Origin of the sequence: Cronobacter muytjensii ATCC 51329 (assembly GCF_001277195.1) — a bacterium.
GTDB lineage: Bacteria > Pseudomonadota > Gammaproteobacteria > Enterobacterales > Enterobacteriaceae > Cronobacter > Cronobacter muytjensii.
Map to the genome: position 1 here is coordinate 1,566,612 of NZ_CP012268.1, position 21,135 is coordinate 1,587,746.

Below are 21,135 nucleotides of genomic sequence, written 5' to 3' on the forward strand. Positions count from 1 at the left end.
CAGGAGAGAAAACTTCATACGTGATGCGGTGGTTATTAGTCGTTCTTCCTTCATTTTTTACCGCCGCCCTGCTGCCGGTCCGTGGATACCCGGCCAGCCAGAGCGACGACTACGTGCGTCAGGCGCAAAATCCCTTCGATGAAAATGGCGATAATCTGCCCGATCTCGGCATCGCGCCCGAGAATAACGCGGCGGAAAAGCATCTCGCGCGTATGGCGAAAGCCTTCGGCGAGGCGAGCCAGACTGACAGCACGCTCTCGCCAGGCCAGCAGGCGCGCCATTTTGCGTTTACCCGCCTGCGCGACGCCGTCAGCGATACTATCACCAGCGAGGCCGAAAGCCTGCTTTCGCCTTACGGCAGCGCGACGGTGGATCTGCTGGTGGACGAAGAGGGGAATTTTAATGGCAGCAGCGGCTCGCTGTTCACGCCCTGGCAGGATAACAACCGCTACCTGACGTGGAGCCAGGTTGGCGTCAGCCAGCAGAACGAGGGGCTGGTAGGCAACGCGGGTATCGGCCAGCGTTGGGCCGCCGGACACTGGCTGCTGGGCTATAACACCTTTTACGATCGCCTCTTTGACGACGATTCCTCCCGCGCCGGTTTTGGCGCAGAGGCGTGGGGCGACTATCTGCGCCTTTCCGCCAACTACTATCAGCCGCTCGGCGGCTGGCAGCCACGTAACGGGCTGCTGGAGCAGCGGATGGCGCGCGGGTATGACGTCACCGCCCAGGCGTATCTGCCGTTTTATCAGCACATCAACACCAGCGTGAGCTTTGAGCAATATTTCGGCGACCAGGTAGAACTGTTCGACAGCGGCACCGGCTACCATAACCCGGTCGCGGTAAAAGTGGGGCTGAGCTATACCCCGGTGCCGTTAGTCACCGTCAGCGCGCATCACCGCCAGGGGGAGAGCGGCGTGAGCCAGAACGATTTGGGGCTGAAGCTGAATTACCGTTTCGGCGTGCCGCTGAATAAACAGCTGTCGCCCGGAGAAGTGGCGGCGTCGCGCTCGCTGCGCGGCAGCCGTTACGATCGCGTGGAGCGCACCAGTGTGCCGGTGATGGAGTTTCGCCAGCGTAAAACGCTGTCCGTGTTCCTGGCGACGCCGCCCTGGGATTTGAGCGCGGGCGAAACGGTGGCGCTGAAGCTGCAGGTGCGCAGCCGTCACGGTGTCCGCCAGCTCTCCTGGCAGGGCGATACTCAGACGCTGAGCCTGACGCCGCCGCTGGAGAGCACCAGCGCCGACGGCTGGACGGTGATCATGCCCGCGTGGGATAACACGCCGGGGGCCACCAATAGCTGGCGGCTGTCGGTTACCGTCGAGGATGAACAGGGCCAGCGCGTGACGTCAAACTGGATAACCCTGAAGCTGACCCCGCCGGTGCAGACGTTGCCGCAGGACGATTCGCGCTATGACCTGCTGGCGCCGACGCCTTAAAAAATGCGTTCCTGATGCACCCAGACCGCCGCTTCGACGCGCGATTTGAGCTTCATCTTTTTCAGCAGATGTTTGACGTGCACTTTAACGGTGCTTTCCGTGATATCGAGCTTGCGGGCGATCATTTTGTTCGGCAGGCCCTGGGCGATAAGCTTGAGGATATCGCGCTCGCGCGGCGTGAGCTGGGAGACATCGCGGCCCGAGGTCGCGCGGCTGGCGCGCAGGCTTGCGGCCAGCACCGGCGTCAGCGCTTCGCTTAACACCATTTCGCCCGCTGCCGCCTGTTGCAGCGCTTTGAGCAGATCTTCCGGCTCCATATCTTTCAGCAGATAGCCGTCGGCGCCGCGCTTGAGCGCCGTCACCACGTCTTCTTCATGGTTAGAGACGCTAAATACCACCACGCGGCCCGAGAGCGCCTTTTCGCGCAGTTTGTCGAGCGTTTCCAGGCCGTTCATGCCAGGCATGTTGAGATCAAGCAGGATCAGATCCGGGTCAAGCGCTTCGGCCATTTCAATGCCTTGCTCGCCGTTTCCGGCCTCGCCGACCACCGTAATGGCGGGCGCCATGCTGACCAACTGTTTTACGCCGCTGCGCAGCATCGGATGATCGTCTATCAGCAGAATGGTTGCCGGTTCCGGGTTATTCATGAACTTCTCCTTCTACAAGAGCGGGTACGGAAGAAAACGGCGCATCGGGAATAAAGGTCACCACCACTTCGGTGCCGCCTTCTGTCCGTCGCCGTACCTGACAGTCGCCGCGCAAACTCTGGGCGCGGTCGCGCATAATAATGAGGCCGTAGTGATTGGTGCGCCCGGCGTTTTCCGGCAGGCCGCAGCCGTTATCGGCGACGCAAAGCCGCACCTGGCCCTGATGCAGCGTCACGCTGACATCAATCGCGCTGGCCTGCGCGTGTTTTAAGGCGTTGTTTAACGCCTCGCGGGCTATCTGCACCAGATGGATGGCCTGATGCGACGGCACCAGCCGCGGTGGAAGCTGATAATTGAGCGTCACCGTAAAGCCGAGGCGGGCGCTGAATTCCTGACAGCTCGCCACCAGCGCGGCTTTCAGCCCCGGCTCGTTAAGCTGGAGCCGGAAGGTGGTTAACAGCTCGCGCAGCTGGCGCCAGGAGGCGTTGAGTTCGTTGCGGATTTGACCGAGTAGCGCGCGGCTCTCCTCCGGCAGCGCCTCGCCCTGCATCTGCAGGCAGCTCACCTGCATTTTCATACAGGAGAGCGACTGGGCGATGGAGTCGTGCAGCTCGCGGGCGATGGCGGCGCGCTCTTCCATCACCAGCAACTGCTGTTTGCGCTCCTGCTGCCGCTCCAGCGCAAGCGTTGCGGTGAGCTGCTCCATCAGCGTGTCGATGAGCTGTTGCTGGTCGCGACTTAAGTGGCAGCCGGCGGGGAGCGTCGCCAGCAGCAGGCCGTACTGGGTGTGGGTATCGCCAAGACGCCATTTCATCGTGGTACCGGTTTCGCTCTCTGCGGGAAGATGACGCGGGCAGAGGTGACAGCCGATTTCGTCGCAGCGCTCGTCCGGCTGCCAGACAAACTCCTGGTAATGTTCTTCGTCATCCACTTCGTAGACGCGCAGCGCGATATCACGCAACAGCGTGAGGTTCTGCAGCCGCGTCAGCACCGGCGCCAGGCGCTCGCACAGCGGCACATCCGAGTGCAGGCGGCGGTTCGCCTCCCACAAAAACGACAGGATCTGGTTTTTTTGCTCAAGCCCGGCGGTTTTCTCCTGTACCCGGTGCTCAAGGCTGGCGTAGCTTTCGGCAAGCTCGGCGGACATGCTGTTGAGCGCATGGCCCAGTGTCGCCATCTCATCACGCCCGGAGACGCTGGCGCGCTGGCTGAAATCGCGATGGGCGACGGCATGCGCGATGGCGAGCAGCTGACGCCACGGGCGCAGCAGACGACGGCGCAGCCATAGCAGCGTGAAGAGCAGCAGCAGGCCCATCAGCAGCGCCATGCCGCGTTGCAGCATGACGACCTGGGCGATGCGCCGCTCGGTGGAGCTGTCGAACGCGCTGACCAGCGCGTCTATCTGCCCCACAAACTGCGCCACCTGCGCGCTGACCTCCTGTGGCGAGCGGGCGTCGCGCAGCGAGGGTGAAAGATGCTGACGCCAGTAGCGCTGAATCGATTGCAGCGCCGCCTGCTGGCCGTCGCGGACCGCCGCCTGTTCAAGCTCGTCGCTCCAGGCGGTGCGTTCCATCTCGTTAAACATCGCGGTCTGCGTATTGCCAACCGGCACCGCCGCGAGCAGGCGGTAGCTCTGCATACGCAGCGATCCCGCTTTGTTAATGGCGTGCGCGCTGCCCTGAACGCCCTGCGCCAGCCACCCTGCAAGCGCCATACCGCCCATGCCGAGACCGGCGAGCAACAGCACGATGATCGCCAGTTGATTGGCGAGGGTGAGCGGGGAGAAGAGTCGTTTCAGCATGGCGATGCACACTCCTTTCAGGGCGTCGGAACAAGCGTGGGAACCTATTCTCAGTTATCCCTCGGAGTATACCCATACCCACAGGGGATTACTCCTTTATTGCCATTCACGTCATCCATTGTAAATCCCCTGCCCGGGAGACGCCGCTGCGCCTGAAAAACCACACTTTTTTTAGCGTTTAAGCCTACCCCCTGAGGGGTAAGGCGATTTTTTGCGCGCATAACAGAGCGAATATCCATTGATTTACATCAACTTAAGCGCGCGGGCAGGCTCTATCGTGGCGGCAGTATTCCCTTAATGTTTGAGGTGTTTATGAGTGACTCTTCCGCTGCGGCACGTTCCACAAGCGGGTTGATTACCGACTGGCGGCCCGAGGACAACCAGTTCTGGCAGCATGTGGGCCAGCGCACCGCGCGTCGCAACCTGTGGATCTCCGTGCCTTGTTTACTGCTCGCTTTTTGCGTCTGGATGCTGTTTAGCACCGTGGCGGTAAATCTGAATAAAGTGGGCTTTACCTTTACCACCGATCAGCTGTTTATGCTGACCGCGCTGCCATCGGTATCCGGCGCGCTGCTGCGCGTGCCGTACTCCTTTATGGTGCCGGTATTCGGCGGCCGTCGCTGGACGGCGTTCAGCACCGGCATTCTGATTGTCCCGTGCGTATGGCTGGGCTTTGCGGTGCAGGATACCTCCACGCCGTTCAGCACGTTTATTATCATTTCGCTGCTGTGCGGCTTTGCCGGGGCGAACTTCGCTTCCAGCATGGCGAATATCAGCTTTTTCTTTCCGAAACAGAAACAGGGCGGGGCGCTTGGCATAAATGGCGGGCTTGGCAATCTCGGCGTCAGCGTCATGCAGCTGGTCGCGCCGCTGGCGATTTCGCTCTCCATCTTCGCGGTCTTTGGCAGCGAAGGCGTCACCCAGGATGACGGCACGCGCCTCTATCTGGAAAACGCCGCGTGGGTATGGGTGCCGTTCCTGGCCGTGTTTACGCTGGCGGCGTGGTTTGGCATGAATGATCTGGCGGCGTCGAAAGCGTCGCTGCGCGATCAGTTGCCGGTGCTTAAACGCGGCCACCTGTGGGTGATGAGCCTGCTCTATCTGGCGACGTTCGGCTCGTTTATCGGTTTCTCGGCTGGTTTTGCGATGCTTTCGAAAACCCAGTTTCCGCAGGTGGATGTAATGCATTTCGCGTTTTTCGGGCCGCTGCTCGGCGCGCTGGCGCGCTCTGCGGGCGGGGCGATTTCTGACCGTCTGGGCGGGACGCGCGTAACGCTGGTGAACTTTATTCTGATGGCGGTGTTCAGCGGGCTGCTGTTCGTCACGCTGCCGTCCGGCGGCACGGGCGGAAATTTCGCGGCGTTCTTCGGCGTGTTCCTGGCGCTGTTCCTGACGGCCGGGCTGGGAAGCGGCTCCACCTTCCAGATGATTTCGGTGATTTTCCGCAAGCTCACGATGGATCGCGTGAAAGCGCAAGGCGGCAGCGACGAGCAGGCGATGCGCGAAGCAGCGACTGACACGGCGGCGGCGCTTGGGTTTATCTCCGCCATCGGCGCTATCGGCGGGTTTTTTATTCCGAAAGCGTTTGGCACGTCGCTGGCGCTGACCGGGTCGCCTGCGGGCGCGATGAAAGTCTTTTTTGTGTTTTACATTGTTTGCGTGGTGCTGACCTGGGCCGTTTATGGCCGTAAATCAGCACGCTAACCGGTTAACTTTTTGGTTATCCTTTGCGCGGCCTGGCCGCGCTTTTTTTGTCTGTTATTTAGTTACAACATACTAAAGGGGCGGTGGCGCGGTTTCAGCTGGCGTTGAGCGAGGAAAGTGTAAAAACAGGCGGTTAAACGCGACGGCGTTCACACCCGCTTTCAGACTACCCCTTAATACCCGGCGGGTAACAAAAAGCGGTCAAAAACACGACGATTTTTTAATTTTCATATTAAAAACAGGTGGTTGTTGAAAAATAGCAGATCACCCTTTGGGGGTAATGACGATTTGGCATCTTTTTTCTAAGCCAGGCCGCGTTGATCGTTGTCAATTCTGACACTTATGACGCGCGTTACCTTGCCCGCAAATTGAGCCAATGTCGATTTGACCAGAGAGCCAACAGGCTCCACACAGGAGAACACCCCCGATGAGTAAATTCCTGGACAGGTTCCGCTATTTCAAACAGAAAGGCGAAACCTTTGCCGATGGGCATGGACAACTTCTGGAAACGAACCGGGACTGGGAAGAGGGTTACCGTCAACGCTGGCAGCATGACAAAATTGTCCGCTCCACCCACGGCGTTAACTGCACCGGTTCCTGCAGCTGGAAGATTTACGTGAAAAACGGTCTTGTGACCTGGGAAACCCAGCAGACCGACTACCCGCGCACCCGCCCCGATATGCCTAACCACGAGCCGCGCGGCTGTCCGCGTGGGGCCAGCTACTCCTGGTATCTCTACAGCGCGAACCGTCTGAAATATCCGCTGATGCGCAAACGCCTGATCAAACTCTGGCGCGAGGCGAAAGCGCGTCACAGCGATCCGGTAAATGCCTGGGCTTCCATCATGGAAGACAGCGAAAAAGCAAAAAGCTACAAGCAGGCGCGCGGACGCGGCGGTTTTGTTCGCTCCTCCTGGCAGGAAGTCAATGAACTGATTGCCGCCGCCAACGTCTGGACCGCCAAAACCTTCGGCCCGGACCGCATCGCGGGCTTCTCGCCGATCCCGGCGATGTCGATGGTTTCTTATGCCTCCGGCGCCCGCTATCTGTCGCTGATTGGCGGCACCTGCCTGAGCTTCTACGACTGGTATTGCGACCTGCCGCCTGCGTCGCCGATGACCTGGGGTGAGCAGACCGACGTGCCGGAATCCGCCGACTGGTACAACTCCAGCTACATTATCGCCTGGGGCTCCAACGTGCCGCAGACCCGTACGCCGGACGCCCACTTCTTTACCGAAGTGCGCTACAAAGGCACCAAAACGGTCGCCGTCACTCCGGACTACGCCGAAATCGCCAAGTTGTGCGACCTGTGGCTGGCGCCGAAACAGGGCACCGACAGCGCGATGGCGCTGGCGATGGGCCACGTGATGCTGCGCGAATTCCACCTCGACAAACCGAGCCAGTATTTCACCGACTACGTGCGCCGCTACACCGACATGCCGATGCTGGTGATGCTCGAAGAGCGCGACGGCTTCTATGCCGCAGGCCGTATGCTGCGCGCCTCGGATCTGGTCGATAATCTGGGCCAGGAAAATAACCCGGAATGGAAAACCGTCGCGTTCGATAATCGCGATGGCGACATGGTGGCGCCGAATGGCTCCATCGGTTTCCGCTGGGGCGAAAAAGGCAAATGGAATCTGGAGCAGCGCGACGGCGCCAGCGGTGAAGAGACCGAACTGCGTCTCTCGCTGCTCGGCCACCAGGATGAAATCGCCGAGGTCGGCTTCCCGTATTTCGGCGGCGAAAGCAGCGAGCACTTTAACAGCGTGAAGCTGGACAATGTGCTGCTGCATAAACTGCCGGCTAAACGTCTGACCCTGGCCGACGGCAGCACCGCGCTTGTGACCACCGTTTATGATCTGACGCTTGCCAACTACGGCCTGGATCGCGGCCTTGGCGACGCTAACTGCGCCGCCAGCTACGACGACATTAAAGCCTATACGCCAGCCTGGGCCGAACAGGTGACCGGCGTGCCGCGCGCGCAGATAATCCGCACCGCCCGCGAGTTTGCTGATAACGCCGATAAGACGCATGGCCGTTCGATGATCATCGTCGGCGCTGGTCTGAACCACTGGTATCACATGGATATGAACTACCGTGGGCTTATCAATATGCTGGTGTTCTGCGGCTGCGTCGGCCAGAGCGGCGGCGGCTGGGCGCACTATGTGGGCCAGGAGAAACTGCGTCCGCAGACCGGCTGGACGCCGCTGGCGTTTGCGCTGGACTGGAACCGTCCGCCGCGCCATATGAACAGCACCTCGTTCTTCTACAACCACTCCGGGCAGTGGCGCTATGAATCCCTGACGGCGGACGATCTCCTGTCGCCGCTGGCGGATAAATCGCGCTACAGCGGTCATCTGATCGACTTTAACGTGCGCGCCGAACGCATGGGCTGGCTGCCGTCCGCACCGCAGCTTGGCACCAACCCGCTGCGTATCAAAGCCGCTGCGGACGCCGCAGGGATGAACCCGGTGGAGTACACCGTAGGCGCGCTGAAATCGGGCGACATCCGCTTCGCCGCTGAAGAGCCGGAAAACGGCAAAAACCATCCGCGTAACCTGTTCGTCTGGCGCTCCAACCTGCTGGGCTCCTCCGGTAAGGGGCATGAATACATGCTCAAATACCTGCTTGGCACCGAGAATGGCATTCAGGGCAAAGATCTGGGCCAGCAGGGCGGCGTGAAGCCCGAAGAGATCGAATGGCAGGACAATGGCCTCGATGGCAAGCTGGATCTGGTGGTGACCCTGGACTTCCGTCTGTCCAGCACCTGTCTCTATTCTGACATCGTGCTGCCGACCGCCACCTGGTATGAGAAAGACGACATGAATACCTCGGATATGCATCCGTTTATTCATCCGCTTTCCGCTGCCGTCGACCCGGCCTGGGATTCCAAAAGCGACTGGGAAATCTACAAAGGCATCGCGAAGAAATTCTCCGAGCTGTGCGTAGGCCACCTGGGCGTGGAAACCGATGTGGTGACATTGCCGATTCAGCATGACTCCGCCGCCGAACTGGCGCAGCCGCTGGATGTAAAAGACTGGAAAAAAGGCGAATGCGACCTGATCCCGGGCAAAACCGCCCCGCACATTATTGCGGTGGAACGTGATTACCCGGCGACGTACGAGCGCTTCACCTCCATCGGCCCGCTGCTCGATAAAATCGGCAACGGCGGTAAAGGTATCGCCTGGAACACCCAGAGCGAGATGGATCTGCTGCGTAAGCTCAATTACACCAAGCAGGACGGCCCCGCCAAAGGCCAGCCGATGCTGAACACCGCCATTGACGCCGCCGAGATGATCCTGACGCTCGCGCCAGAAACCAACGGCCAGGTGGCGGTGAAAGCCTGGGCGGCGCTCAGCGAATTTACCGGCCGCGACCATACGCATCTGGCGACCAATAAAGAAGAAGAGAAGATTCGCTTTCGCGATATCCAGGCGCAGCCGCGCAAAATCATCTCCAGCCCGACCTGGTCTGGTCTTGAAGATGAACATGTCTCTTACAACGCCGGTTACACCAACGTGCATGAGCTGATCCCATGGCGCACGCTCTCGGGCCGTCAGCAACTGTACCAGGATCACCCGTGGATGCGCGACTTCGGCGAAAGCCTGCTGGTGTACCGTCCGCCGATTGATACCCGTTCCGTTAAAGCGGTGATGGGGCAGAAATCGAACGGCAACCCGGAACGCGCGCTGAACTTTATTACCCCGCACCAGAAATGGGGCATTCATTCCACCTACAGCGACAACCTGCTGATGCTGACGCTGTCGCGCGGCGGCCCGATTGTCTGGATGAGCGAAGTGGACGCGAAAGCGCTGGGCATTAAAGACAACGACTGGATTGAAGCGTTTAACAGCAACGGCGCGCTGACTGCCCGTGCAGTAGTCAGCCAGCGCGTACCGGAAGGCATGACGATGATGTATCACGCTCAGGAGCGCATCGTGAATATTCCGGGCTCGGAAATCACCGGCCAGCGCGGCGGTATCCATAACTCGGTCACCCGCGTCTGCCCGAAACCGACTCACATGATAGGCGGCTACGCGCAGCTCGCTTACGGTTTCAACTACTACGGCACCGTAGGCTCTAACCGCGACGAGTTCGTGGTGGTACGTAAGATGAAGAACATTGACTGGTTGGACGGCGAAGGCAACGACCAGAAACAGGAGAGCGTAAAATGAAAATTCGTTCACAAGTCGGCATGGTGCTGAACCTTGATAAGTGCATCGGCTGCCACACCTGTTCGGTGACCTGTAAAAATGTCTGGACCAGCCGCGAAGGCATGGAGTACGCGTGGTTTAACAACGTGGAAAGCAAGCCGGGCGTCGGCTTCCCGAATGACTGGGAGAACCAGGAGAAGTGGAAGGGCGGCTGGGTGCGCAAAATCAACGGCAAGCTGCAACCGCGCATGGGCGGCCGTGGCATGCTGCTGGGCAAAATCTTTGCCAACCCGCATCTGCCGGGCATCGACGACTACTACGAACCGTTCGACTACGACTATCAGCATCTGCATAACGCGCCGGAGGGCAAACATCAGCCGATAGCCCGCCCGCGCTCGAAAATCACCGGCCAGCGGATGAACAAAATCGAAACCGGCCCGAACTGGGAAGAGATCCTGGGCGGAGAGTTCGACAAACGTTCGCAGGATAAGAACTTCGAGAACATGCAGAAGGCGATGTACGGCCAGTTTGAAAACACCTTCATGATGTATCTGCCGCGCCTGTGTGAACACTGCCTGAACCCGGCGTGCGTGGCGACCTGCCCGAGCGGCGCCATTTACAAGCGTGAAGAAGATGGCATCGTGCTGATTGACCAGGATAAATGCCGCGGCTGGCGCATGTGCGTCACGGGCTGCCCGTACAAAAAAATCTACTTCAACTGGAAAAGCGGCAAATCGGAGAAGTGCATTTTCTGCTACCCGCGTATCGAAGCGGGGATGCCGACCGTCTGCTCCGAAACCTGCGTGGGCCGTATCCGCTATCTCGGCGTGCTGCTGTATGACGCGGACGCTATTGAGCAGGCGGCGAGCACCGAACACGAAACCGATCTCTATCAGCGTCAGCTGGACGTGTTCCTCGACCCGAACGATCCGGCGGTGATTGAACAGGCGCTGAAAGATGGCGTGCCGCAGAGCGTGATTGACGCCGCGCAGCAATCGCCGGTCTGGAAACTGGCGATGGACTGGAAGCTGGCGCTGCCGCTGCACCCGGAATACCGCACGCTGCCGATGGTCTGGTACGTGCCGCCGCTGTCGCCGATCCAGTCTGCCGCCGACGCGGGCGAACTGGGCCATAACGGCATTCTGCCGGATGTCGAAAGCCTGCGTATTCCGGTGCAGTACCTGGCGAACCTGCTGACCGCAGGCGATACCGCGCCGGTGCTGCTGGCCCTGAAACGCATGCTGGCGATGCGCCACTACAAACGCGCGGAAACCGTTGACGGCGTGAATGATATTCGCGCGCTGGAAGAAGTGGGGCTGACTGAAGCGCAGGCACAGGAGATGTACCGCTACCTGGCTATCGCGAACTACGAAGATCGCTTCGTGGTGCCGTCAAGCCATCGCGAACTGGCGCGTGACGCGTTCCCGGAACGCAACGGTTGCGGCTTTAGCTTCGGCGACGGTTGCCACGGCTCGGACACTAAATTCAATCTGTTCAACAGCCGCCGCATCGACGCTATTGATGTGACGGTGAAAACGGAGCCGCGCCAATGACTGAACTGCTGATTATTTCCCGCCTGCTGGAGTACCCGGATGCTGCCCTCTGGCAGCATCAGCAGGAGCTGTTTGACGCGCTGGCGGACACCCAACAGCTGTCGCTGCAAAACGCCCATCATCTGGGCGTGTTTATTCGCGACCTGCTGCAGGAGGAGGTGCTGGACGCCCAGGCGGCGTACAGCGAACTGTTCGACCGTGGCCGCGCCACCTCGCTGCTGCTGTTCGAACATGTGCATGGCGAATCGCGCGATCGCGGCCAGGCGATGGTCGATCTGCTGGCGCAGTACGAACGCGCCGGCCTGGTACTGGACAGCCGCGAGCTGCCGGATCACCTGCCGCTGTATCTGGAATATCTGGCGCAGTTGCCCGCGCAGGAGGCCGTTAACGGCCTGCAGGATATCGCGCCTATCCTGGCGCTGCTCGGCGCGCGTCTGAAACAGCGCGAAAGCCGCTATGCCGTGCTGTTTGACCTGCTGATAGCCCTTTCTGAGGCGCAGGTCGATACCCGCAAGGTGAGCGAAAAAATCGCTGACGAGGCGCGCGACGACACGCCGCAGGCGCTGGACGCCGTCTGGGAAGAAGAGCAGGTGAAATTCTTCGCCGACCAGAGCTGCGGCGAGTCTGACATCGCCGCGCACCAGCGCCGCTTCGCCGGAGCGGTCGCTCCGCAATATCTGAATATCACTGCCGGAGGACAGCAATAATGCACTTCCTGAATATGTTCTTCTTTAGTATCTACCCGTACATTGCCGGTACGGTATTCCTGGTGGGCAGCTGGCTGCGTTATGACTACGGACAGTACACCTGGCGCGCCGCCTCCAGTCAGATGCTGGATCGCAAAGGGATGAACCTGGCGTCAAACCTGTTTCATTTCGGCATTCTGGGGATTTTCTTCGGCCACCTGTTCGGGATGCTGACCCCGCACTGGATGTATGAATCGTTTCTGCCGATTGCCGTGAAACAGCAACTGGCGATGATTGCAGGTGGGATTTTCGGCGCGATGACGCTGATTGGCGGCCTGCTGCTGCTGAAGCGTCGTCTGTTCAACCCGCGCGTGCGCGCGACGTCAACCGGCGCGGATATCCTGATCCTCGCGCTGCTGATGGTGCAGTGTACGCTGGGGCTTATCACAATTGCGTTCTCCGCGCAGCATATGGACGGCAGCGAGATGATGAAGCTGGTGGGCTGGGCGCAGAGCGTGGTGACGTTCCGCAGCGGCGCGGCGGAGCATCTGGACGGCGTGGCGTTTATCTACCGCGTGCATCTGGTGCTCGGCATGACGCTGTTCCTGGTGTTCCCGTTTACCCGTCTGGTGCACGTCTGGAGCGCGCCGGTGGAGTATCTGACCCGCAAATATCAGGTAGTACGCGCGCGTCGCTAAACGTGTCGTTCTGGTAAAAAAGCCCCGGTTCGTCGTCTCCTGGCGGGCCGGGGCTATCCCGCTGCATTCTCCGCATTTCACTCTTCTGCAATGATTTTCGCGCACCCGCTAATGACCGCTCCACTGAGGCAGATAAACCGCTGGCGCATGCGCCACAACGCGCTAAAAGGGTTCAGGCTAAAAATAAAGTATTGAACGTGACCGGCGAAGAGGGCTTGGCCACAGGCGCTGGCGTGGTTGACGACAAGACTCACTCTGGAAAGTGCATTGTGTCCTCTCGTCCTGCGATAGCCTGGTTGGTCCAGACGCTATCGGCGCTACGGTTGCCGCCGCGCTCCATGAAGCGGGGCGCACGCCTGTACTTTGCGGGCGCACCGCGCGCGGTTAATTGTGCGTCACGATGACGGCGAAATCGTGGTGCCGGCGCAGTGCGATCCTGGCGCTATCAGCGCGCCGTGCGATCTGGTTTTCGTGGCGGTAACCGTCCGCTGGAGTGGGATAGCCGTAATGGCGTGATACAGCGTTATGGGGCGCAGGCGGGGATCGCGACGCCCATCAGCGATATGATCGTTCCCCTGCTGGCGGCGGCAAGCGAAGGGCCGGGTTAAATCTACGCCGTCACCCGTAGCGCCATCCTCATGCCAGCAGCGACTCTTCGCGCAGGGCTGGCAGCCCGGGCCGCTCCGTTCTGCTCTGGCGGCGAAATTCGCCCGGCGGCACGCCGGCGTGTTTCGTGAAGGCGACGCTGAACGCGCTCGCCGACTGGTAGCCGGTTCGCAAGGCTATCTGCTCAATGTTATCCTGGCTACTCGTCAGGGCTTTTCTGGCCAGCGACATTCGCCAGAAGAGCAGGTATTGCATGGGCGACATGCCAACGGTCTCGCTGAATGTGGCGAAAAAAGAGGAGCGGGACATCGCGCACTCGCGGGCGAGGTGAGCCATTTGCCAGTCCGCGCCGGGTTTTTCATGGATGAGATGCAGCGCGGTGGCGATCCTGTCGTGTTGTAACCCGCGCAGAATACCTGCCGTTTTCGCGAGTTCTGGATCGCTTCTCAACGACTCTACCAGCAACAGTTGCAAAAGATGCGTCATTACCACGTTACGCCCTGGCCGCCGGGTCCGGCTTTCGTCAAGCAGGAGTTCAAAGAGCGTAATGAAACGGCGTTGTCCTTTAATCAGGATTTCGTTCGGGAGTAACGCGACGATAAGCGCTTTGTCCGGCGTGTCGAATTCACAATGTCCTACATTCATCAGAAGTTCTGCTGGCCCCGTTGTTGAACCAATTCTCACATGCCCGTCGCCAGGGAGGGTCGGCACTGAGAGCTCGGCGGGAGGAGAGGCGTTCGTACTGGTATTTTCAAAGGTGTAAGTGGCAGGGATCAGAATGAAATCACCGGCCACCAGCCGCCTGGGCGCTTTACCGTTAATGCTCATCAGGTATTCGCCCTGCAACACGGCGCAATAAAACGCCTCTCCTGCAGACTCGCGCAGAACGCGCCATTGACCCGCGCCCTCAACGAGTTTCGCACGCGTGGGTCTGGGGTTGAGTAACGCAACAATATCGGTTAACGGATCTGACACTGGACGCTCTCTCAAGTTAGGTGGATTTTTGATTATATATTGTCCAGATGGCGGCGGCTATGATGGTCACTCTTGCCAACAGAGAGGATTAACCATGTCAACTGCACTGATTACCGGATGTTCTTCAGGTTTTGGGCTGGTAACAGCACAACATTTTTTAGCCAGGGGCTGGGACGTGATCGCCACCATGAGAACGCCTGATCCAACGCTTTTTCCTGAAAGCGACAGACTGACACTCTTGCCGCTGGATATCACATCTGAGGAGAGCATTGCTCATGTGGTGAAACAGGCGGGCGCGATTGACCTGCTGGTGAATAATGCTGGCGTTGGCGCACCGGTTCCCGTGGAACTGACCCCCCTGGCCACCGCGCAGCAATTAATGAACACCAATGTTCTGGGGACGCTGCTATTAACGCAGGCGTTTCTTCCGCTGATGAGAGAGAAAAAATCAGGGGTTATCATTAATGTTTCGTCATCTGTGACCACCAAAGCGATGCCGCTGATTGGGCTTTATCGTGCCAGTAAAGCGGCGCTGAATGCCTGGAGTGAGTCATTAGCCCTTGAGGTCAGGCCGTTTGGTATTCGTGTGCAAGTGGTGTTACCGGGACGATCGCCCGAAACCAGGTTCGGCGAAAATGCGCGGGCGTATTTTGGCGGGCGAGACGATGTGGCGTACGGAGAAATGGTGGACGACTTTATCCGCAGGGCAGGTGAGGCCGGATCGCCCGTGACGCACGCAGACGATGTGGCGGAGGCTATTTTCGCCGTTGCGACCGATCAACATGCGCCGCTGTACACCGCAGCGGGTGAAGATGCCCGCCAGTTTCTTAGACAAGCGCAGCAACATTCCCCGTTTTCTTACTGATTATGCGGGCGAAGGCACGAAGAGAGAGCGGCCCTCTCTCTTTTTTGCTCGACGTGCGGGAAGCGCACTTAAGGATCAATGGCCTCCTGCTGGCGCGCATACACGACCAGCCTCAGGTGCCGGTCTTCATCCACGGTCAGTGACGTAAATTCGAAAGGCACCGGCTGGCCATCCGTCAGCAAACGGCGGACGCCGGTGCAGGGCGCATGCACCTGATGCTGTCGCCACCAGGCGTTGAACTCAGGCGAGACCTGTTCCAGCTCATCGACCAGCCCGGCAATATCGGTGCTCTGGCTGGCGCGGGTGAAATCACGGCGAAAGCTTGAGAGCATCAGCGGCGCCTGTTCGTGCCAGTCAACGATACGCGACTGAAACGCGGGCTCGGTAAACAGCAGCCAGAGCAGATTACGCCGCGCGGGTTCATGGCGCGCGAAATCAAACAGCGTGTTGGCGTGCGCATTAAAGCCCAGGACATCCCAGCGCAGATTCAGCACAAAAGCCGGATGCGGCAGGTCATGCATCAGGCGACGCACCAGCGGCGGCAGCACGCACCAGGTTTTACCGGGCTCAGTAGGCGGGCGCTCATGCGCGAGCATAAACAGATGTCGGCGTTCCGCGGCATCGAGCTTCAGCACGCGCGCCAGATTATCCAGAAAGGAGGACGACACGCCAATATCCCGGCCCTGTTCAAGCCAGGTGTACCAGGTTAAGCCAACGCCCGCGAGCGCCGCCACCTCTTCACGCCGAAGCCCTGGCGTGCGGCGTCGGGTACCGCTGGGGAGACCGGCCTCGGCTGGCGACAGGCGTTCCCGGTGCGCCCGCAGGAAGGCCGCCAGATCGGTGCGCGTTCTGTTGAGTGTCCGCATCGCTTATCTCATTGCTTTTAGTAATAGTATAAAGTGTTAAATTGTAACAGCTTAAAAAGGCGGGGAGAATCGTCGCATACTTTGCTTACACTGGAAATGCGCTATGCGTTCAACCCCTTGTCTAACCCTGCCCGCCGAACGTGACGCTCCCCCCTGGGCGGGGTTCGCCGTGCTCCTGCTGGCAGGTTTTGTCACTATCTTTGATCTGTTTGTTGTCAATGTCGCCATTCCCGCGATTCAGACCGGGCTGGGCGCGAATTTCGCGCAGATTGGCCTTGTCGTTGCAGGCTATGAACTCGCTTTTGGCGTGCTGTTAATTACCGGCGGACGGCTGGGAGACCGTTTTGGCCGCCGTCGCCTCTTCATCATCGGAATGGCGGCCTTTACGCTGGCATCGGCGTGCTGCGGTCTCGCGCCCGACATTTCTTATCTCATCGGTGCCAGGGTGTTGCAGGGGCTCGCGGCGGCGCTGTTGTTCCCGCAGGTATACGCCTCTATTCGGGTTAATTTTGGGGGCAACGATCGGCGAAAAGCCTTTGGGCTGCTGGGCATGACGCTGGGTCTGGCCGCGATTGCCGGTCAGGTGCTCGGCGGGTGGCTGGTGCATATCGACCTGTTCGGTCTGAGCTGGCGTACCCTTTTTCTCATCAATGTGCCGGTGGGGATTCTTGCGCTTCTCACCACGCGGTTGATTCCCGAATCCCGCGCGCCGCAAAGGCCTCAGCTGGACTGGGTCGGCGTGGCGCTGGTCAGCAGCGGCCTTTCGCTATTGCTGGTGCCGTTGATTGAGGGGCCCGTGCAGGGCTGGCCTGCGTGGAGCCTGTGGTCGCCGGGTATCGCGCTGATCCTGCTCGCGTGGTTTTACCGCCACCAGGTGCGCCGCCAGAGGGCCGGTCAATGGCCGCTGGTTGATATGCGGCTCATCGTGAAGCGCCAGTTTGCGCTGGGCGCGCTGCTGGTTCTGCTCGTCTACTCGACATCGAGTTCATTTTTCCTCTGCTTTGCTTTACTGGTGCAGACCGGGCTGGGGCTGGATCCTTTTCTCGCAGGGAGCCTGTTTGGGCCTTGTAGCGCAGGGTTTGTGCTGGCGTCACTGATAGCGCCGCGACTGGTCGCCAGAAGGGGCAACGTGACCCTGCTATGGGGCGCCTTCATCTATGCGGTTTTCATCGCGGCGTTGATTGCGCAGGTAGCGCTGGCCGGCGCGGAGCTGGAGCCTGCGTGGTTGATCCCGGCACTCATCATGATCGGGGCCGGGCAGGGTTATATCATGACGCCCTTGCTAAACCTGGTGCTGGGGTTTGTTGACGAGGCGGGATCAGGCATGGCGTCGGGCGTGATATCGACCGTGCAGCAGGTCGGCGCGGCGCTCGGTGTCGCCGTCGTGGGTATCCTGTTTCATGGCGCGCTTTCAGAGGCGGCATCGCTGCCGCCAGCCGGGCAATATGCCAGCGCGTTTGTGGCCGGGATGGGCTATAACCTCGGCGCGGCGGTGTTAATCTGCCTGCTGTTGGTAAAACTGGTGAAACGCAGCGAGCCAGTTCCCCGATAAGCCTGACCTTTCCGGCATGGTCTTATGCCGGAAAGCATCATCCTTCCCCGGCACGGAGAATTATGAGGCAATAAATCAGGGAATATCAGGGGAGTGCGATATAAAGGTGATGGTGGTGGGGATAGGATTATTCGGCGCGTTGCGCCTCACCCTTCGGGCCGTTGCCTGCGGCAACGTTGTCTCGCTGCGCTCGACGCGAACCTTAGTCGAAGGTTCTCATCCTTCCCGGGGCAATTATGTTTGGGGAATCGAAGAGTGTATGAGCAAGGGAGATATCTGAAGAGGATGGTGGTGGGGGAAGGATTCGAACCTTCGAAGTCTGTGACGGCAGATTTACAGTCTGCTCCCTTTGGCCGCTCGGGAACCCCACCAGGGGTATTGCGCTACATTGTCGTGAAGATGGTGGTGGGGGAAGGATTCGAACCTTCGAAGTCGATGACGGCAGATTTACAGTCTGCTCCCTTTGGCCGCTCGGGAACCCCACCACGGGGTAATGCTTTTTACTGGCCGCCTCCACTGCGGGAAGCGGGGCGCATCATATCAAATGTCGCGCCCCTGTAAAGCCTTCCGTGAATCAATCACGATTGATTGCGTACTTTTTACCCGTAACGTGTTAAACCTAAACAGATACGGGCATTTCTTACAGAATAATCGTGCGGTTACCGTAGACGAACACGCGCTGGGCCAGCACCTGGTAGAGCGCGCGGCTGAGGACATTTTTTTCAACGTCGCGTCCGGCGCGCATCATATCTTCCGCCGTGTAGGTGTGATCCACATGGATGACGTCCTGCATGATGATGGGGCCTTCATCCAGATTGTCATTTACATAGTGCGCCGTCGCGCCGATGATCTTCACGCCTCGCTCATACGCCTGATGGTAGGGACGCGCGCCGATAAACGCCGGCAGGAACGAGTGGTGAATGTTAATAATCTTGTTCGGGAAGCGGGCGACAAAATCCGGCGTCAGAACGCGCATATACTTCGCCAGCACGACATAATCCGGCTGATGCGCCGCGATGGCGTCCGCCATCAGATTATCGTGCGCCTCGCGAGTCAGCCCTTCGTGGCTTATCAGCTCAAACGGAATATCAAAACGCTCGACCAGCGGGCGCAGGGTGTCATGGTTGCCGATGACCGCCGCAATTTCCACGTCCAGACCGCCATAGTTGGCCTTCATCAGCAGATCGCCCAGGCAGTGCGCCTCTTTGGTCACCAGAATTACGATCCGGCGGCGTCCGGCCGGGTTAAGCTCACGTACCGAGCCCGCAGGCAGGGCGCTGTCGAGATCGGCAAGCAGCGTGGCGTCATTAAAAATGCCTTCCAGCTCGGTGCGCATAAAGAAGCGGCCGGTGCGGTGATCGACGAATTCGTTGTTCTGCACGATATTCAGCTCGTGCTTGTAGCAAATATTGGTGATGCGCGCGATGAGCCCTTTCTGATCAGGGCAGATGGTGCGCAGTACTTTACGTTGTAATGCTTGCATTGCAGGGGTGATCCTGTTGATGGTTTGCCAGATGTGTTGTCCGTCGGCGGTTTATTGCCCGCAACACTTTTTAAATTTTTTCCCGGAGCCGCACGGGCACGGATCGTTACGTCCAAATACCGGGCGGGTGCCGTCGATATAGTACCAGCGCCCCTGCTCGTTGAGAAAACGGGAACGCTCGATAATCGCGCCGGTTTTGCCATTTTCCTGGAAACGCGCCACGAAACTGACGTACGCTTCGCTTTGGGTATGACCGGGCGCTTCTTCAAAAATCGTCAGGCCAAGCCACTGTGTATGGGCAAAACCCGCTTCGATATCGGCGCGCAGCGCGTCAGCCTGGCAGGCGGGATGCCAGGTCTTTATCAGATAATCCGCATTTTTGAGCACGAAAGCGCAGTAGCGAGAGCGCATAAGTTGTGATGCCAGGGCCGCGCTCTTGTCACCAGAAAGATAAGGCTGGCAACATAGGCTATACTCCAGAGCGCTACCGCAAGGACAAAGTTGCGACACGATTTCTCCTTGAGGACAAAATAAGGCGTTAAACGCCACAGCGGTACTATGTTAACCGAGCGACGGCCTTGACGCCACGCCGCCCGCAGCTTCAGGCGCTGGGCGGCGAAGATTCGGGCGCCGTCCGATACCGCTGACAACGCAGACCTTTACGCCCGGGCGCTGATGCCGTGGCGAACCTACACACAGCAAGGCTTAGCCTTACACAAAGGTATAAAATAAAGTATTCACATGCTGCAGTTTATCTTTTGGTCACAGGACACTATCACCCCCGCTTTCAGGCGCCAGGCGCAAAAGCGTTATGTTTCTTCCTGTTGCGCTTACATTCTTCGGGCAATTCTGACAGGCACGGCCCGCCTGAACATGCCACACTTGGCAACATGTCATTCAGGGGGGGAGAAATGACGCAACCATTAGCCGGAAAACAGATCCTCATTGTTGAAGATGAAGCGGTTTTTCGCTCGATGCTTGAGGCGTGGCTTTCTTCGCTGGGCGCGCAGACGCGGGTCGCCGAAGATGGCGTCGACGCGCTGGAAAAAATGCACGGTACGACGCCGGATCTGCTGATTTGCGATCTGGAAATGCCGCGAATGAACGGTCTGAAGCTTATTGAGCGTCTGCGCAATGACGGCGATCAGACGCCCATTCTGGTGATTTCCGCGACCGACAATATGGCGGATATCGCCAAAGCCCTGCGCCTCGGCGTGCAGGACGTGCTGCTGAAGCCTGTTAAAGATTTTAACCGGCTGCGTGAAACCGTTTACGCCTGCCTCTATCCCAATATGTTTAATTCGCGCGTCGAGGAAGAGGAGCGGCTGTTCCAGGACTGGGACGCGCTGGTTAATAACCCGCACGCTGCGGCGAAGCTGTTGAAAGAGCTCCAGCCGCCGGTACAGCAGGTGATGTCGCACTGCCGCGTCAATTACCGCCAGCTGGTCGCCGCCGATGAACTTGGGCTGGTGCTGGATATTGCGCCTATTTCCGATCACGACCTGGCGTTTTATTGTCTTGACGTAACGCGCGCCGCCGATAACGGGGTGCTGGCTGCGCTATTATTGCGCGCGTTGTTTAACGGTTTGCTGCAAGAACAGCTTTCTCAACAACGTCAACGTTTACCTGAGCTTGGGGCTTTACTTAAGCAGGTAAATCAATTGTTACGCCAGGCGAATTTGTACGGACAATTCCCTTTGCTGGTCGGTTATTACCACAGCGAATTAAAAAACCTCATATTAGTCTCCGCGGGTCTTAACGCCACGCTAAATACCGCAGACAACCAAATTCAGCTCAGTAATGGTGTCCCTTTGGGCACTCTGGGTAATACTTACTTAAATCAAATCAGCCAGCGCTGCGAGTCCTGGCAATGCCAGGTCTGGGGTGCCGGCGGCCGCTTAAGACTCATGTTGTCTGCGGAATGAGCATTTGATTTATCTGATGCAGATAGCTTTTCCAGGCTGTCTGCTCAGGTGCTAATATCGCGTCAGTTTTCTTCGTATTTGTCCTAAATTGCTATGACGCAAGGGTATTCAGACTCTTTCCCCAAATTTAAGCTGATATACTCGAACGCGTTTTTAATTGACGAACAAGTGTGAAACTTGAA

15 protein-coding genes, 2 tRNA genes, 1 other RNA gene and 2 pseudogenes are annotated in these 21,135 nt (G+C 58.9%); 11 read left to right on the forward strand and 9 right to left on the reverse strand.

Translation table 11 applies throughout. The annotated features are described in order from the left end of the window. Nucleotides 1-23: 23 nt before the first annotated feature. Entirely contained in the window at nt 24-1,439 is a 1,416-nt protein-coding gene (locus AFK63_RS07300) for a YchO/YchP family invasin (RefSeq protein WP_071603672.1), read from the forward strand. Here the strand turns inward: AFK63_RS07300 and narL are convergent. Together narL and narX are read right to left on the reverse strand one after the other, a co-directional pair. Next, entirely contained in the window at nt 1,436-2,086 is a 651-nt protein-coding gene (gene narL, locus AFK63_RS07305) for a two-component system response regulator NarL (protein ID WP_007698510.1), read from the reverse strand. The genes AFK63_RS07300 and narL overlap by 4 nt on opposite strands. After that, nucleotides 2,079-3,887, reverse strand: coding sequence for a nitrate/nitrite two-component system sensor histidine kinase NarX (narX, locus tag AFK63_RS07310; RefSeq protein ID WP_038862547.1), 1,809 nt, complete (start codon nt 3,885-3,887; stop codon nt 2,079-2,081). Before narX ends, narL begins: the two co-directional genes overlap by 8 nt. A gap of 312 nt (nt 3,888-4,199) precedes the next feature. Between narX and AFK63_RS07315 the strand changes: the two genes are divergently transcribed. The 7 genes and pseudogenes from AFK63_RS07315 to AFK63_RS07340 all read left to right on the forward strand — a co-directional run. Continuing rightward, nucleotides 4,200-5,591, forward strand: a complete 1,392-nt coding sequence (locus AFK63_RS07315) for a NarK family nitrate/nitrite MFS transporter (RefSeq protein ID WP_075193051.1) — start codon at nt 4,200-4,202, stop codon at nt 5,589-5,591. Nucleotides 5,592-6,018: 427 nt separating this feature from the next. After that, entirely contained in the window at nt 6,019-9,765 is a 3,747-nt protein-coding gene (locus AFK63_RS07320; protein WP_038862549.1) for a nitrate reductase subunit alpha, read from the forward strand. Then, entirely contained in the window at nt 9,762-11,297 is a 1,536-nt protein-coding gene (gene narH, locus AFK63_RS07325; RefSeq protein ID WP_038862550.1) for a nitrate reductase subunit beta, read from the forward strand. The genes AFK63_RS07320 and narH overlap by 4 nt, the downstream gene beginning before the upstream one ends. Continuing rightward, nucleotides 11,294-12,004 (forward strand): nitrate reductase molybdenum cofactor assembly chaperone, encoded by a 711-nt coding sequence (gene narJ, locus AFK63_RS07330; protein ID WP_038862551.1) that lies wholly within the window; start codon nt 11,294-11,296, stop codon nt 12,002-12,004. Before narH ends, narJ begins: the two co-directional genes overlap by 4 nt. After that, nucleotides 12,004-12,681: a respiratory nitrate reductase subunit gamma gene (gene narI / locus AFK63_RS07335; RefSeq protein WP_038862553.1), complete on the forward strand. Its 678-nt coding sequence runs from the start codon at nt 12,004-12,006 to the stop codon at nt 12,679-12,681. Before narJ ends, narI begins: the two co-directional genes overlap by 1 nt. A gap of 262 nt (nt 12,682-12,943) precedes the next feature. Next, nucleotides 12,944-13,161, forward strand: a pseudogene (locus tag AFK63_RS21780) (2-dehydropantoate 2-reductase N-terminal domain-containing protein); the annotation flags it as partial. Beyond that, nucleotides 13,152-13,289 (forward strand): annotated as a pseudogene (locus tag AFK63_RS07340) (oxidoreductase); the annotation flags it as partial. The pseudogenes AFK63_RS21780 and AFK63_RS07340, both read left to right, overlap by 10 nt. Nucleotides 13,290-13,317: 28 nt before the next feature. Here AFK63_RS07340 and AFK63_RS07345 read toward each other — a convergent pair. After that, nucleotides 13,318-14,262, reverse strand: a complete 945-nt coding sequence (locus AFK63_RS07345) for an AraC family transcriptional regulator (protein WP_038862555.1) — start codon at nt 14,260-14,262, stop codon at nt 13,318-13,320. 94 nt (nt 14,263-14,356) lie between these two features. Here AFK63_RS07345 and AFK63_RS07350 point away from each other — a divergent pair, with 94 nt between their 5' ends. Next, complete coding sequence (locus AFK63_RS07350; protein ID WP_038862557.1) at nt 14,357-15,127, forward strand: SDR family oxidoreductase; 771 nt, start codon at nt 14,357-14,359, stop codon at nt 15,125-15,127. 68 nt (nt 15,128-15,195) lie between these two features. On the opposite strand, the gene AFK63_RS07355 is transcribed toward AFK63_RS07350, so the two are convergent. Beyond that, the gene (locus AFK63_RS07355; protein WP_038862558.1) at nt 15,196-15,993 is read right to left on the reverse strand and encodes a helix-turn-helix transcriptional regulator; all 798 of its coding nucleotides are present in this window, start codon (nt 15,991-15,993) and stop codon (nt 15,196-15,198) included. Between the two features lie 103 nt (nt 15,994-16,096). Between AFK63_RS07355 and AFK63_RS07360 the strand changes: the two genes are divergently transcribed. After that, nucleotides 16,097-17,545 (forward strand): MFS transporter, encoded by a 1,449-nt coding sequence (locus tag AFK63_RS07360; RefSeq protein WP_038862559.1) that lies wholly within the window; start codon nt 16,097-16,099, stop codon nt 17,543-17,545. A 110-nt stretch (nt 17,546-17,655) separates the two neighbouring features. Here the strand turns inward: AFK63_RS07360 and AFK63_RS20285 are convergent. The 5 genes from AFK63_RS20285 to AFK63_RS07380 form a co-directional block, all read right to left on the reverse strand. Continuing rightward, nucleotides 17,656-17,786, reverse strand: a non-coding RNA gene (locus AFK63_RS20285) — RtT sRNA. 45 nt (nt 17,787-17,831) lie between these two features. Next, nucleotides 17,832-17,916 (reverse strand) — tRNA-Tyr (locus AFK63_RS07365). A gap of 29 nt (nt 17,917-17,945) precedes the next feature. Beyond that, a tRNA-Tyr gene (locus AFK63_RS07370) sits at nt 17,946-18,030 on the reverse strand. A 155-nt stretch (nt 18,031-18,185) separates the two neighbouring features. Next, the gene (gene purU, locus AFK63_RS07375; protein WP_038862560.1) at nt 18,186-19,028 is read right to left on the reverse strand and encodes a formyltetrahydrofolate deformylase; all 843 of its coding nucleotides are present in this window, start codon (nt 19,026-19,028) and stop codon (nt 18,186-18,188) included. A gap of 51 nt (nt 19,029-19,079) precedes the next feature. Then, on the reverse strand, nt 19,080-19,538 hold the full coding sequence (locus AFK63_RS07380; protein ID WP_071603673.1) for a YchJ family protein: 459 nt from the start codon (nt 19,536-19,538) through the stop codon (nt 19,080-19,082). A gap of 401 nt (nt 19,539-19,939) precedes the next feature. On the opposite strand from AFK63_RS07380, the gene rssB reads away from it, so the two are divergent. Then, complete coding sequence (rssB, locus tag AFK63_RS07385) at nt 19,940-20,953, forward strand: two-component system response regulator RssB (protein ID WP_038862563.1); 1,014 nt, start codon at nt 19,940-19,942, stop codon at nt 20,951-20,953. Nucleotides 20,954-21,135: the final 182 nt, after the last annotated feature.

Excerpts from the sequence above, each read along its gene's own strand:
- AFK63_RS07300 (WP_071603672.1), top strand. The coding sequence starts at position 24 with ATGCGGTGGTTATTAGTCGTTCTTCCTTCATTTTTTACCGCCGCCCTG.
- narL (WP_007698510.1), bottom strand. The coding sequence starts at position 2,086 with ATGAATAACCCGGAACCGGCAACCATTCTGCTGATAGACGATCATCCG.
- narX (WP_038862547.1), bottom strand. The coding sequence starts at position 3,887 with ATGCTGAAACGACTCTTCTCCCCGCTCACCCTCGCCAATCAACTGGCG.
- AFK63_RS07315 (WP_075193051.1), top strand. The coding sequence starts at position 4,200 with ATGAGTGACTCTTCCGCTGCGGCACGTTCCACAAGCGGGTTGATTACC.
- AFK63_RS07320 (WP_038862549.1), top strand. The coding sequence starts at position 6,019 with ATGAGTAAATTCCTGGACAGGTTCCGCTATTTCAAACAGAAAGGCGAA.
- narH (WP_038862550.1), top strand. The coding sequence starts at position 9,762 with ATGAAAATTCGTTCACAAGTCGGCATGGTGCTGAACCTTGATAAGTGC.
- narJ (WP_038862551.1), top strand. The coding sequence starts at position 11,294 with ATGACTGAACTGCTGATTATTTCCCGCCTGCTGGAGTACCCGGATGCT.
- narI (WP_038862553.1), top strand. The coding sequence starts at position 12,004 with ATGCACTTCCTGAATATGTTCTTCTTTAGTATCTACCCGTACATTGCC.
- AFK63_RS07350 (WP_038862557.1), top strand. The coding sequence starts at position 14,357 with ATGTCAACTGCACTGATTACCGGATGTTCTTCAGGTTTTGGGCTGGTA.
- AFK63_RS07355 (WP_038862558.1), bottom strand. The coding sequence starts at position 15,993 with ATGCGGACACTCAACAGAACGCGCACCGATCTGGCGGCCTTCCTGCGG.
- AFK63_RS07360 (WP_038862559.1), top strand. The coding sequence starts at position 16,097 with ATGCGTTCAACCCCTTGTCTAACCCTGCCCGCCGAACGTGACGCTCCC.
- purU (WP_038862560.1), bottom strand. The coding sequence starts at position 19,028 with ATGCAAGCATTACAACGTAAAGTACTGCGCACCATCTGCCCTGATCAG.
- rssB (WP_038862563.1), top strand. The coding sequence starts at position 19,940 with ATGACGCAACCATTAGCCGGAAAACAGATCCTCATTGTTGAAGATGAA.